Source organism: Thermosynechococcus sp. PKX95 (assembly GCF_031583295.1).
Lineage (GTDB): Bacteria > Cyanobacteriota > Cyanobacteriia > Thermosynechococcales > Thermosynechococcaceae > Thermosynechococcus.
Map to the genome: position 1 here is coordinate 2,077,680 of NZ_CP134171.1, position 13,374 is coordinate 2,091,053.

A 13,374-nucleotide genomic window follows, 5' to 3' on the forward strand; every position below is an offset into this window, starting at 1 on the left:
TTTTATCGACAATTTTCTAGTATAACGGACATCCCAAATCGGGTAAAGTAGATTGCGGTTCGAGTTGAGCACTGCCGATGACAAAGACAGCATGGTTATTTCCCGGCCAAGGGTCGCAACATCCAGAAATGATGGCGGATTTGCTAACGGCCTATCCCCCAGCCGAGGAGCGGTGCGCACAGGCAGCGGCTATTTTGGGGTGGTCGGTCATTGAGTGCTGTGCAGGTCGTATCGGTAACTTAGATCAAACCCTCTATACCCAGCCGAGTTTGTTTCTGGTGGAGAGCTTGCTGGTGGATGCCCTCAAGGAACGGGGGGCAAAAGCGGACTTTGTTGCGGGGCATAGTCTCGGCGAATATGTTGCCCTCTATGCGGCGGAGGTTTTTGACTTTACAACAGGACTGAAGTTAGTGCAGCGGCGAGCCGAACTGATGAATGCCGCCGGGGGGGGCAAGATGGTGGCCTTGATTGGCTTTGACCGCGAGCAGTTGCAAGAGGCGATCGCCAGCACAGCCAATGTGGTTCTGGCCAATGATAACCATCCGGGGCAGGTGGTGATTTCGGGGCTGCCGGCAGCGGTGGACGCGGTGCTAGGCAAAATTAAGGTGAAGCGAGCGGTTCCCTTGAATGTGAGTGGGGCTTTTCATTCCCCGTTTATGGCGGAGGCCGCAGCCACGTTTGCCACGCTGCTGGAGGAGTACACCTTCCACGAGGCGATCTTTCCCGTTTTGAACAATGTCGAACCTGAACCGACAACAGATGCAGCGGTGATCAAGGCACGCTTGCGATCGCAGATGACCGGCTCTGTGCGGTGGGTGGACACCTGTCATGCCCTTGCGGCAGCGGGGGTGACCCAAGCCTTTGAAATTGGTCCCGGCAACGTATTGGCAGGCTTGGTTAAACGCACGACCCCAGAGATCACCGTTACCAGCATTGCCACGATCGCTAGTTTGGAGAGCCTTGGGTGAGTCGCGATCGCGAGCCGCTGATCAGTTTGCTCCTCTACCATCTTTTCAAATGGTCAGTGGTGAGTCCACTCCTGCACACCTACTTTCGCGGGCGCATCTATGGTGCCCATCAGGTACCGCTGCGAGGGCCACTGGTGGTGGTAGCCAATCATGCCAGCTACTTTGATCCACCCCTGATTTCTAACTGTGTGCGCCGACCGGTGGCTTGGATGGCCAAGGAGGAATTATTCCAGATTCCCATTTTTCGGACATTGATTCGGTGGTATGGTGCCTATCCTGTGAAGCGGGGAGCCGGCGATCGCCGCGCATTGCAGGCCGCCCTCAAAGCTCTAGAACAGGGTTGGGCAGTGGGGGTCTTTTTGGAGGGCACGCGCACGAAAGATGGGCGCATCTATGATCCGAAATTGGGGGCAGCACTCATTGCCGCCAAAGCTCAGGCGCCTCTATTGCCCGTCTGCCTTTGGGGAACCCAAGAGATTCTCAAAAAAGGTGGATTTCCCCGACCGGTTCCGATTACGGTGCGCATTGGTGCCCCCCTTCCGCCCCCGGCTTCGGGCGATCGCCCTGCCCTAGAAGCAGTCACACAGCACTGCTGCGAAGTGATCCACCGTCTCCATGACTTGGGTCGCTAGAGCAGACCATCCTTAGCGGCCATCAATTTGAGGAGATCCACCACACGGCAGGAATAGCCCCACTCATTGTCGTACCAAGCCACCACCTTAAAGAAATTGGCATTGAGTTGGATCCCGGCTGTGGCATCAAAGATACTGGAGCGGCCATCACCGATAAAATCACTGGAGACAACGGCCTCTTCGGTATAGCCAAGAATGCCCTTGAGTTCACCCTCGGCCGCTGCCTTCATTGCCGCACAAATCTCGTCATAGCTCGTGGCCTTCTCGGTTTTGAAAGTTAAATCCACCACAGACACATCGGGTGTGGGTACGCGAAAGGCCATCCCCGTCAACTTGCCCTTGAGTTCGGGCAACACCAGTGTCACCGCTTTAGCAGCGCCGGTAGAGGCGGGAATAATATTTTGGCCAGCCCCGCGGCCGCCGCGCCAATCCTTCTTACTAGGACCATCCACCGTCGGTTGGGTTGCGGTGACAGAGTGCACCGTGGTCATCAAGCCCTCAGCTAGCCCAAAGGTTTGATGTAGGACCTTCGCCACCGGTGCCAAGCAATTTGTCGTGCAACTGGCATTAGAGACAATCACATCCACCGCTGGATCAAAGGCCGCATCATTAACACCAACGACAATTGTTTTCACCTTGTCGGCATCCTTGGTGGGGGCTGAAATCACCACTCGTTTCGCACCGGCCTGAAGATGCTGCGAGGCGCCATCATAGCCGGTAAATAGACCGGTGGATTCAACAATGTAGTCGGCGCCAACTGATCCCCAAGGCAGTTCTGCGGGATTGCGAATGGCCGTACAGGGAATGAACTTACCATCAATTTCAATGCCCTCTGCCGTGGCCTTGACGATCCCCGGATAGATGCCGTGGGTGGAATCGTACTTAAAGAGGTAGGCAAGGTTATCCGCAGGCACGAGATCGTTAATGCCGACAAACTGAATATTGTCGCAGGCGAGACCCGCCCGTAGCACCAAGCGGCCAATGCGGCCAAAGCCATTAATACCGACTTTCAAGGTCATGAAAACTCTCCCAAGGCAATCAACTAATAACGGGGTAGGGTTGGATCCACTGCCGCAGCATAGGCATCAATACCACCGACAATGTTTTTCACATTACGGAATCCCTGCTGAATCAACCAGTGACCCATTTGCGCCGATCGCACACCGTGGTGGCAGAGTACCAAGGTTTCCCGATCTGGATCAAAGAGCTGGCAAATTTGGGGCGACCATTGGGGAAACGCACTCAGGGGCAAAAGGGTGAAATGGGGGAGGTGAACAATCGCCCACTCCTCTGGTTCCCGCACATCAATGAGTTGCAAGGTATCCGCCTCTGTGGCTAGGCGTTGCGCCAATTCCACCACTGTGATTTGTCCTAGCATGGCTTCCCCTTGATTCTAGGAGGATAGATCGGGGATCGTACTAAAGTCATCCTTAAGATTTACCTGCCGGCGGTAGGCTTTGGTAGGCCACCTCGATCGCCGTCGGTTGATGAGCCACTTGGGGCACATCTAGTACTGCCGTATTCACCAAGTTAAAGAGGGGATTGGCCAAGATACCCGCCAAGGAGGTGGCAATCACCGTCATCACTAGACCCACCTGCAACGGACGCATGCCAAAGGTTGACCAAGAAACCTCGGGATAATTTTGCACAGCTAGGGACATTTCTTGGGGTTCCTTGACCACCATCATCTTGACAACACGAATGTAGTAGTAAATCGAGATCACACTCGTTAATAGACCCAGCAGCACCAGACCATAGGCACCGGCTTGCCAACCCGCCCAGAAGAGGTAAATTTTGCCAAAAAAGCCGGCCAAGGGAGGAATTCCGCCCAAGGAAAGCAGACAGAGGCTCAGGCCGAGGGTCAGCAACGGGTCTTTTTGATAGAGGCCGGCATACTCACTAATTTGATCGGTACCCGTGCGCAGGGAGAAGAGAATCACACAGGTAAAAGCGCCAAGGTTCATGAAGAGGTACACCAGCAGGTAAAAGAGCATACTGGCATAACCTGCCTCAGTGCCAACGACAAAACCAATCATCACAAACCCCGCCTGGCCAATGGAGGAGTAGGCCAGCATCCGCTTCATGCTGGTTTGGGCAAGGGCAACCACATTGCCAAGAATCATGCTCAGGATCGCCAACACCGTAAAGATGAGTTGCCACTGATCGGTGACACTGGGGAAGGCCAAGGTCAAAAAGCGAATGGCAAGGGCAAACCCAGCCGCTTTGGAGCCAACGGAGAGAAAGGCAACCACAGGCGTAGGGGCACCCTCATAAACATCGGGCGTCCATTGGTGAAAGGGCACTGCCGAAATTTTGAAACTAATGCCAGCAATAACAAACACTAAGGCCACCACCAGACCCAAGGATTCCCCAGAGAGAGCTTGGGCAATTTCTGGTAACTGGGTGTGCCCACCGGAGAGGCCATACAACAGTGACGATCCATAGAGGAAAATGGCAGAACTGGCCGCACCAATCAGGAGATATTTCAAGGCGGCTTCGTTGGAGCGGCTATCGCGCTTGGTGTAGCCGGTGAGCAGATAGGAGGCAATACTCAGGGTCTCTAGCGCCACAAAGATAAACACCAGTTCTTGGGCACCGGCAATGAACATGCCACCCACCGTGGCCGTCAACAGAATCGTCATAAATTCGCCGAGGGAACTGCCGGTTTGCTCAACATAGCGAATGGACATGAGAATCGTGCCCAAGGCTGAAAGGGCAATCAGTCCCCGGAAGAAGAGGCTGAGGTGATCAGAAATAAAGCTGCCAAAGAAACTGACGGTGTCGGGCTGAGTCCACAGGGGAATCATCGTGGCGATCGCTCCCCCTAAACCGACAATGGCAAAGTAGGGGGTCCAGCGATCGGCTTGGCGTCCCTGAATCAAATCTGCTAGGAGGACAACAAGCAGCGTCACAATCACGATGGTTTCCGGCAAAATGGTGCCTGCATTCAGCTGTCCGGCCAGTGTCACCAAATCCATAACTCTTTACGCGCCTTGATGGAATCCCCCATATCTTATCACCCAGATTTTCATTTCATTGTTTGCCCGCGATCGCCTTCTGCTTATGAGTGGGATTAGTTTTTACCAATCTCGGCACTGGCAGAGGTGGTATTTTGATTTTGGGTCAGAGCAATAGCCGCAAAGAGCCGCGATCGCCATCTAGCTCAGCTGCCACCCCCACCGGTAATGCAGCATTGACCCCCTCATGACCAAAGGGCAAGTCACTGACAATGGGAAGCCCCAAATCCGCCAAGCGATCGCCCAAAACCTCAATCACGCGAAAATTGGGTTGGGTGGTGGGATCCTCACAGCGACTAAAACGACCGAGGGCAATCCCCTGAATCTGATGCAACACACCACTGCGGCGCCACTGCGTCAACATGCGGTCAATGCGATAGGGGGCTTCACCCACATCCTCTAGGGCTAAGATCACATTCTCAAAAGAAGGACAATCAGGCGTCCCCAGTAAATGAGTCGCGACTGTTAAATTCCCCACCAAAAGACGACCCTGCACCACACCGCCCCCCCAACCCGTTCCCAAGAGCGGCTCTAGGGGTTTGCCCCGCACCAGATCAAAAAGCCGCTGCTGACTCCAAAGGGGTTCTGCCGCCAGCGTGGTGAGTACTGGGCCATGGACACCGGCCACCCCTTGGTTAGCATAGCTCCACAGCAAAGCCGTAATATCCGAAAAACCAATCAGCCATTTCGGCGATACCGCTGGCCACTGCCACTGCTCCAACAGACGAGTCGCTCCAAATCCGCCCCGCCCGCAGAGAATACCCTTAATAGAATCATCTTGCAATAAGTGCCGCAGGCGATCGCGCCGCTGTTGATCGGCACCCGCAAGGTAGCCCCAGCCGGCAAAGGCCGCCTCATCGACAATCACCTCATAGCCCTGAGCTTGCCAACAGGCCACTCCCTGCCAAAAAGGTTCCCTTTGGCGGAGGACACCACTAGGAAAGGCGACGGCAAGGCGATCGCCCGGCTGAAGCGGCGGCGGTAATGTTGCAAAGACGGTCACGTTAGAAAAAATTAGAATTGCGGTAAAACTGCAAGCGCCCCGTGCCGATATTTTGACCTATGGCGCGATCTCCTCCCCGAGGAAAGGCTGTCACAGCAAAAAGATACGTCCCATCCCATTGGGGATTGCGCACAGGAGCAACCTCAACCCGCAGGTACCACCCCGGTGGCACAGGGGGATCAAAGGTCACTGTGAGCAGCGCTGAATGGCCATCAAAGGTCACCTTGCCCAAGGGAATCGGCTGGCGGGAGCGATCGCCGATAAAAACACGGGTACGTTGGGGCAAAAAGTAAATCGTCTCAATGCCGGGCAGTTGTTGAATGTCGAGCCGGGCAAGGGGTTCGCCTGCGGTGGTCGGTATCTGCACAATGAAGTTGTAGGTGGTATTCGTTAGCCACACTTGAGGATAGCGGGTATTGGCTTCAACAAAAATGGGTGGCTGATCAAAGGCCACCCGACCATCGGGAAACTCAACCCCTAGGCTCTGAGGGGGCAAAGCAGCTATGCCAACAAGGGCGATCGCGAAGGGTCGTCGCATCCCTTATTTACCCCGCGAGGGGGGTTCTGTGCCGTGGGCGATCGCGCTACTACAGACCCAGTTTTCCGGCAGGCCGGGGTAACCGCGCCGCAACGCCTCTGGACAAATGGTATAGATCGTCAGTTGGCAATCAATCAATTGCACACCATACTTCTCCGTCTGCTTCAGAGCCTGCTTGAGAATCGTATCATTGTCGAACTCCATTGTGCGGTTGCATTGCACGCACACCATGTGGTGATGGTGGTGCGGAGACATTGTATTGAGTTCGTAGTGCTTGTGTCCCTCGGCCAGTTCCAACTCCCGCAGAATACCCATCCGTGACATCAACTTCACAGTGCGATAAACGGTGGATAAACTAATGGAGTGTCCCTGTTTACGCAACTCATGGTGCAGGTCTTCAGCACTCAGGTGGTTGCCCTTAGGCAGATTCTGGAAAATATTGAGAATGGTTTCTCGCTGTGGCGTCAACCGCCAGCCCTTCTCATTCAGTTCTGCCTTTAAGGCTGCTGCTGTATAAAGTGGCATAGGAGATTCGCGTGATCTGCCGATATTTGGTTTGCATGATAGCCGACAACAAGTGTCATTTGCAACAACCACAGCTTATTGAGAATAATTACAATAGTTTTACTGAACTTTCTGCAAATGAGTTGCAACGCCCAAGCCCTATCCGATCAAATCGATCAAATCAAGTGTTAATGGGTTCAATGGCGCAGAACCCAGTTCAAAAACCAATCCCTAATTTGTTTGCTAGTTTGTTTGCCGTTGGGGCTTGGGTCGCTGGAACTTCGACATCGGGGTAAAGTCTTCGACGGGCACATCCTTGAGTGCCTGACTCATGAAATCCCGCCAAATGGGTGCCATAAAGCCACCCCCCGTTGCCCCCTGCCCGAGGGGCGCATAGTTGTCATTCCCTGCCCAAACCGCGGCTGAGAGTTGCGGCACATAACCGACAAACCAAATATCCCGCTCAGAAGAGGTGGTGCCTGTTTTCCCTGCGGCGGGTCGGCCAATGTTGGCACCTGTGCCTGTCCCACTGGTGATCACACTTTTCATCGTGTCATTGATGGCTGCGGCCGCCCAAGGATCCAGCACCAGTTTGGGGCGAGGGGTGTGATCCAAGAGCAAATTGCCATTATTATCCGTAACTTGAATAATCGTCGTGGTGGGGGATTGCCAGCCATTGTTGGCGAATGTGGCATAGGCAGCGGCCATTTCCAAGGGCGTCAGATCCACCGCCCCCAGAGGTAGAGAAACCACAGGAAGCATGGGACTGGTAATGCCAAGGGTACGGCAAATTTCAATGACGCGCTCAATACCCACCTCTTGGCCAAGAACAATGGCAGGAATATTGCGGGACATGGCCAAAGCCATACGCATAGACATCCCACCCATAAAGGAGCCATCGTAATTTCGCGGCACATACCACCCACTGCCATCGCGATACCTGACGGGCGAGTCGTTAATTCCAGAATCGGGCGTATATTTGCCACTGGCATAGGCAGCATAAAAGACAAAGGGCTTAAAGGCAGACCCCGGCTGACGCATCGCTTGGGTGGCGCGATTAAACTGACTGCGGTTGTAGTCCACACCGCCGACAAGGGCTTTGACATAGTGCGTTCGTGGATCTACCGCCGCCAAAGCCAACTGATCGGCGCGCACACCACTGCCCCGTAGGGTTTGATAGCCGCGTTGGATTGCCTCTTCGGCCATTTTTTGCACCTTGACATCAAGGCTACTTTGTACCCGCATTCCCCCACGGATGACCGCTTCACGACCAAATTGGCGGGTCAACTCCTGTAACACAGCATCGGTAATCCAAGGACTGCGACTGCGCTGGAAGGAGGTAATTTCCCCCAGCTTGATCGGTTCTTGGGCAGCAGCAGCGGCCTCCTGGGGGGTGATCCAATCCAATTCCACCATCCGATCCAGCACCAATTGCTGCCGTTCTTTGGCGAGGTCAAAATCCACAAAGGGGCTATAGGCCTCGGGCGCTTGGATAATGCCAGCCATCATGGCAGCTTCGGCAAGCGTGAGATCAGCGGCATTTTTTTTGAAGTAGCTTTGGGCGGCGGTTTGTACGCCGTAAGTGTTATGTCCCCAATAGACTTGATTGAGGTACATCTCCAAAATTTCATCTTTGCTGAAGATCTGCTCGAGGCGCATGGCCAGAACAGCCTCAGCCACTTTACGACTAATGGAGCGATCTTGAGACAAAAAGAGATTTTTCACCAATTGCATCGTCAGGGTAGAGCCACCCTGTACGGTACGCCCCGAGGTGAGGTTGACCATTAAGGCACGGGAAATACCAATGGGATTAATACCGCGATGCTGATAGAAGCTACTGTCTTCGATCGCCATCACAGCCAGCTTCAAATTGGGCGAAATTTCGCTGAGGGGAACGACTTCGCGGTTTTCTTCATCGTGAAGGCTGACAAGGAGGGTGCCCTTAGCATCGTAAATGTGCGTCGTTTCACTGGGAATGTAGCCCCGCAGCGATCGCACATCCGGCAAATTCCGAAAGCTAATCGCCAAGCCCAGCAGCCCCCCGCCGATTGCCGCACAACCAAAGGTCATCCCGACAAGGAAGGTACGGTTAGCAATTCGCAGGACCCCACGCCAGAAGTTTTCATCTTGGGGGCGGGTTTGGGAGGGGTGTTTGCCAAGGGTAGTGGTGGACACGACAGTCGCTTCCTGACGCCAATTATTTTTTACTTCGTATATGATTTTTTTATTGGGATAAAAGTAGGGGATGGCAAAATGACCGCGCGATCGCAATTGATTGCTATCATAGCCATCCTAGACCAGAAAATGTCCTCGCCCAAATCGAATGCCCAATCCAATGCCCAATCAAGTGATGTCTTCAGACCTTGAGGCCACAATTGCACGGCTGCAGCGCGGCGTTGTCGAAACCTTTCCCCATGTCCCTGATTCCACCAAACCCGAAGAAAATCTCTGGGTCTATTTGCGGCAAATGGAGCGCCCGCTGCGAATTAAGCTTGGCATTGATCCCACGGGCAGCGAAATTCACCTCGGTCATAGCATTGTCCTGCGCAAGTTACGCCAGTTTCAGGATGCGGGGCACTGTGCCGTGCTGATTATTGGTGACTTTACGGCTCAAATTGGCGATCCCACAGGGAAGTCGGAGGTGCGCAAACAACTCACCCCTGAGGAGGTGGCAACCAATGTGCAAACCTACCTTGAGCAAGTGAAGCCCATTTTGGATTTTGAGACCCCCGGCCGCTTAGAAATTCGCTACAACTCGGAGTGGCTCGCCAAGCTGGACTTGCGGAAAATTCTCGAGCTACTGGGAACGATGACTGTTGGCCAAATGCTGGCCAAGGAGGGGTTTGCCGAACGCTACGCCAAGGAAACGCCCATTTTTCTCCATGAGTTTCTCTATCCATTGATGCAGGGCTATGATTCAGTGGCGGTGGCGGCAGATGTGGAACTGGGGGGTACCGATCAAAAATTTAACATTGCTGTGGGTCGCGATTTACAGCGCCATTTTCGCTTGCCCACCGTGCAATTTGGTCTGCTGATGCCGATTTTGGTGGGGACGGACGGAGTACAGAAAATGTCGAAGTCCCTTGGCAACTATGTGGCGCTTACGGAGTCGGCAGCCAGTATGTACTCCAAGCTGGAGAAAATTCCCGATGCCTTGGTGAACCAATACATTGAGTTGCTCACGGATTTGCCTTTGGACAGTTTACCCACCAATCCCCGCGATCGCCAGAAGGCCTTAGCCCTAGAAGTCGTGAGTCAGTACCATGGGCGCGATCTCGCCCTGCAAACCCAAGCGGAACTAGCCGCGATCGTCACCCAAGGACAAACGGCACAGGCGGGATCGATTCCAGAGTATTCCCTTGGGGAGTTTCAGTTCCCTGTGAAGCTGACTTATGTGCTCAGTCACACCAAACTCTGCCCCAGTAGCAGCGAAGCGCGGCGACAGATCCAAGGGGGTGGGGTGCGTCTCAACGGCGAAAAAATTACGGATGTGGACTTTACCCTCACGGCACCGGAACCCTATGTGAACCAAGTGCTGCAAGTGGGTAAGAAAAAATTCCTGCGCTTTGTACCTTAGGTGGCAGTTGGCATTCTCTGCCAGAATGAAGATGAGGTGGTGCAGAGAATGTGTAGGATGAGCGAGCAGGAATTTCAAGCCAAGGTACTCAGCGAGTTGCAGGCGCTGCGTGTAGATGTGGAGAAACTCGGCACCGATGTTGAAAAACTACAAACGGATGTCGAAAAGCTCCAAACTGATGTGCACAAACTGCAAGGGGATGTGAGTGAGTTAGCCACTCAGGTGAAAAATCAAGAGTACAAGTTTGAAGTTTATCAACGGGGAACCGATGCCATGGTGCGGATGGCAACAACGATCATTATTGCGGCGGCATCCGTTGTTGTTCTGGCGAGTCTTTCCCCGGCGATTACAGCACTTGTGAGCGCGATCGCCCACCAAGGGAATTAACTACAACGATGACCCTAGGGCTGGTTCCACGATTCGTTAAAATCTTCTTATTTATTGGCTTGATGCTCTTGAGTACCAGTTTGGCGGTGATTTTTCCCCTGCACACGGTAGAAGGACTCGGTAGTGGTGTGACCAAAACCGTTTTAGACAATGGCCTTACGGTGCTGATCAAAGAGATTCCCACAGCACCCGTCGTGAGTTTACAGGTGTGGTATCGCGTGGGTTCGCGCCATGAACCCAAAGGGGAAAACGGCATTGCCCACCAACTGGAGCATTTGATGTTTAAGGGCACCAAGAGCCGTCCCGTCCAGTTTGGTCAGTTGTTTTATGCCCTTGGCAGTTCTTCCAATGCCTTTACCAGCTACGACATGACCGCCTACCACCATACGGTGCGCGCTGACCAACTAGAACCACTGCTGATTCTCGAGGCGGATCGCCTGCGCAATATCCTGATGACCCCCGATGCCCTTGAGAGTGAAAAACGGGTGGTGATCTCGGAGCTGCAAGGCTATGAAAATAGTCCTGAATATCGCCTCAGTCGAGCCGTGCTGGCCGCCCTCTATCCCCATCATCCCTACGGCTTGCCAGTGGGGGGAACGGCCAGTGATGTGGAGCAGTTTACGCTGCCAGCGGTGAACAGTTTTTATCACCAGTACTATCGCCCCGATAATGCGGTTGTGGTGATTGCTGGCGATGTCCGTCCCCCAAGGGCACTGGAACTGGTCAAGAAAACCTTTGGGCAGATTCCTCGGCCAACCGACCCTCTAAAGTCTCCTTCATTACCGCCGCCAACAGCAGGTCAAGCCCAGCGAATTCGCCTCACAGAACCGGGAAGTGCGCCGCTATTACAGATTTTGGTACCCATTCCAGCGATGACCCATCCAGATCAGGCGGCCTTGGATGTGCTGGATATGCTCCTGAGTGGCGGACGCAGTTCGTACTTGTATCAGGAATTGATGGAAACGGGTCAAGCCAGTTCGGCCTACTCCTATGTGGCCGCGTTACAGGCGGGGGGCTGGTTTGAAATTGGCGCGATCGCGGCCCCGGAGCAATCCCTTGAGACCATTGAGCAGACCATTCACCAGATTCTGAACCAGCTGGCAGAGCGTCCCTTGAGTGCCGCTGAACTGCAACGCGCCAAACAACAGCTCAAGGCCAACTTTATCCTGCGCAATCGCGACATTGATGCCCAAGCCAGTCAACTAGCCAACGATGAAACCCTGACGGGAGATTACCGCTTTAGCGATCGCCACCTTGCGGCCATTGAAAAAGTCACGGCTGCGGATGTTCAACGAGTGGTGCAGACCTACTTTGGGCGCGATCGCTGGATTGTGGGGGAATTTATTCCCAGTGAATTTGCCGATGTTGAGCTTTCAGGTCGGCCGGGTGCCCAAACCACCGCCCATAATCTTGTCGGTGAGCCTGTAGATCCGCAAACCATTGCCGCCTATTTACCCCAAGGGAGTGGGCAGGCTGCCCCTGAGGTCAAAAGCAACGGGGTGGAAACCTTTACCCTGAAAAATGGCCTGCGGGTGCTCTTACTCGTGGATCGCAGTACACCAACGATTACGCTGGCGGGGCGCATTGACGCAGGAACAGCCTACGATCTCTTGACCCAACCGGGGGTGGCTCACCTGACGGCTGCGAACCTGCTCAATGGCACGCGGCGCAAAAATGCCCTGACGCTGGCACAAACCCTTGAGGATCGCGGCATTAGCCTAGAATTCAGCGCCTTCCGCGATGGAGTGGATATTGAGGGCTATGCCTTGGCCAGTGAGCTACCCATCCTCTTGCAAACCCTTGGTGAAGTGCTTCAGGAGGCCACCTTCCCAGAGTCGGAGTTTCAGCTCAGCCAGCAGCGCTATCTCACGGCTCTGAGTCTTGAGGCGGATGATCCTGTGCGCTGGGGGCGCCGCGTCCTGCAAGAAACCCTCTATCCCGCCAATCATCCCCTGCATCCCTTTGCCACTCCTGAATCTGTACAAGCAATTCAACGCCCAGACCTGTTGAACTTTTATCGTGCCGCCTATACCCCCGATCACACGATTTTGACCCTCGTGGGAGATTTTGACCCTGTGGAGGTGCGATCGCGCCTCAATGAAATTTTTGGCTCGTGGCAACCCCAAACGGATCCCCTGTCCCTAACCTTTCCTGCAGTTTCACCGCCCGAGCAAACCCTCTTTAAGAATGCGGTGATTGCCGGTAAGAGCCAAGCGATTACCTATCTGGGGACGCCGGGGATCGATCGCCGCGATCCTCGCTTCTACGCAGCGATGCTGATGAATCACATCCTAGGGGGAGACACGCTGGCCAGTCGCTTGGGCACAGAGATTCGCGATCGCCAAGGGTTGACCTATGGCATCTACAGCTTCTTTAGTGCCAGTCGTCAAGCAGGGCCTTTTATCATTCAATTGCAAACTGCCCCTGAGGATACCGCCAAGGCCATTCAGGCCACCTTGCAACTTCTCAGGGATGCCCACCGCCAAGGATTCACCGCCGCCGAACTCGGAGCCGCCAAGCGCAGCCTCAGTAATACTTACCTTGTCGAATTGGCCAATGTGGATGTGGTGGCGCGGACGCTTGTAGGGAATGCCAGTGTGGATTTACCCCCAGAAGAACTCCAGCAGTTTAGCGATCGCCTGCAGCAGGTGACCTTGGATGAAGTTAATCACACTCTGCGGAATCTGATTGATCCAGAGCGACTGGTGATTGTCACTGCCGGTCCTAGTGTTTCCTTTAGCCCCTAGA

The 13,374-nt window shown here is 54.2% G+C and carries 12 protein-coding genes; 5 read left to right on the forward strand and 7 right to left on the reverse strand.

Annotated features, from left to right (window positions below):
* Positions 1–77 precede the first annotated feature (77 nt).
* Together fabD and RHH81_RS10265 are read left to right on the forward strand one after the other, a co-directional pair.
* A complete protein-coding gene (gene fabD, locus RHH81_RS10260; protein WP_206200085.1) occupies positions 78–968 on the forward strand; it encodes an ACP S-malonyltransferase in 891 nt (296 codons plus the stop codon).
* Positions 965–1,600 carry a 1-acyl-sn-glycerol-3-phosphate acyltransferase gene (locus tag RHH81_RS10265; protein WP_206200086.1) on the forward strand — a complete coding sequence of 212 codons (636 nt, stop codon included), beginning with the start codon at positions 965–967 and terminating at the stop codon, positions 1,598–1,600. The genes fabD and RHH81_RS10265 overlap by 4 nt, the downstream gene beginning before the upstream one ends.
* On the opposite strand, the gene gap is transcribed toward RHH81_RS10265, so the two are convergent.
* The 7 genes from gap to RHH81_RS10300 form a co-directional block, all read right to left on the reverse strand.
* On the reverse strand, positions 1,597–2,619 hold the full coding sequence (gap, locus tag RHH81_RS10270; RefSeq protein WP_310743008.1) for a type I glyceraldehyde-3-phosphate dehydrogenase: 1,023 nt from the start codon (positions 2,617–2,619) through the stop codon (positions 1,597–1,599). The genes RHH81_RS10265 and gap overlap by 4 nt on opposite strands.
* A gap of 23 nt (positions 2,620–2,642) precedes the next feature.
* Complete coding sequence (locus RHH81_RS10275) at positions 2,643–2,978, reverse strand: rhodanese-like domain-containing protein (RefSeq protein ID WP_206200088.1); 336 nt, start codon at positions 2,976–2,978, stop codon at positions 2,643–2,645.
* Between the two features lie 52 nt (positions 2,979–3,030).
* A complete protein-coding gene (locus RHH81_RS10280; protein WP_206200089.1) occupies positions 3,031–4,578 on the reverse strand; it encodes an NAD(P)H-quinone oxidoreductase subunit N in 1,548 nt (515 codons plus the stop codon).
* Positions 4,579–4,723: 145 nt separating this feature from the next.
* Positions 4,724–5,620, reverse strand: coding sequence for an LD-carboxypeptidase (locus tag RHH81_RS10285; protein WP_206200090.1), 897 nt, complete (start codon positions 5,618–5,620; stop codon positions 4,724–4,726).
* A gap of 1 nt (position 5,621) precedes the next feature.
* The gene (locus RHH81_RS10290) at positions 5,622–6,158 is read right to left on the reverse strand and encodes a DUF2808 domain-containing protein (protein ID WP_206200091.1); all 537 of its coding nucleotides are present in this window, start codon (positions 6,156–6,158) and stop codon (positions 5,622–5,624) included.
* 3 nt (positions 6,159–6,161) lie between these two features.
* A complete protein-coding gene (locus RHH81_RS10295) occupies positions 6,162–6,683 on the reverse strand; it encodes a transcriptional repressor (protein ID WP_206200092.1) in 522 nt (173 codons plus the stop codon).
* Between the two features lie 222 nt (positions 6,684–6,905).
* The gene (locus tag RHH81_RS10300; protein WP_206200093.1) at positions 6,906–8,837 is read right to left on the reverse strand and encodes a transglycosylase domain-containing protein; all 1,932 of its coding nucleotides are present in this window, start codon (positions 8,835–8,837) and stop codon (positions 6,906–6,908) included.
* A gap of 175 nt (positions 8,838–9,012) precedes the next feature.
* Here RHH81_RS10300 and tyrS point away from each other — a divergent pair, with 175 nt between their 5' ends.
* The 3 genes from tyrS to RHH81_RS10315 all read left to right on the forward strand — a co-directional run bounded on the left by tyrS (position 9,013) and on the right by RHH81_RS10315 (position 13,373).
* Positions 9,013–10,239, forward strand: a complete 1,227-nt coding sequence (gene tyrS, locus RHH81_RS10305) for a tyrosine--tRNA ligase (RefSeq protein WP_206201686.1) — start codon at positions 9,013–9,015, stop codon at positions 10,237–10,239.
* A gap of 57 nt (positions 10,240–10,296) precedes the next feature.
* The gene (locus RHH81_RS10310) at positions 10,297–10,626 is read left to right on the forward strand and encodes a hypothetical protein (RefSeq protein WP_149819198.1); all 330 of its coding nucleotides are present in this window, start codon (positions 10,297–10,299) and stop codon (positions 10,624–10,626) included.
* A gap of 62 nt (positions 10,627–10,688) precedes the next feature.
* Positions 10,689–13,373, forward strand: coding sequence for a pitrilysin family protein (locus RHH81_RS10315; protein WP_310744290.1), 2,685 nt, complete (start codon positions 10,689–10,691; stop codon positions 13,371–13,373).
* Position 13,374: the final 1 nt, after the last annotated feature.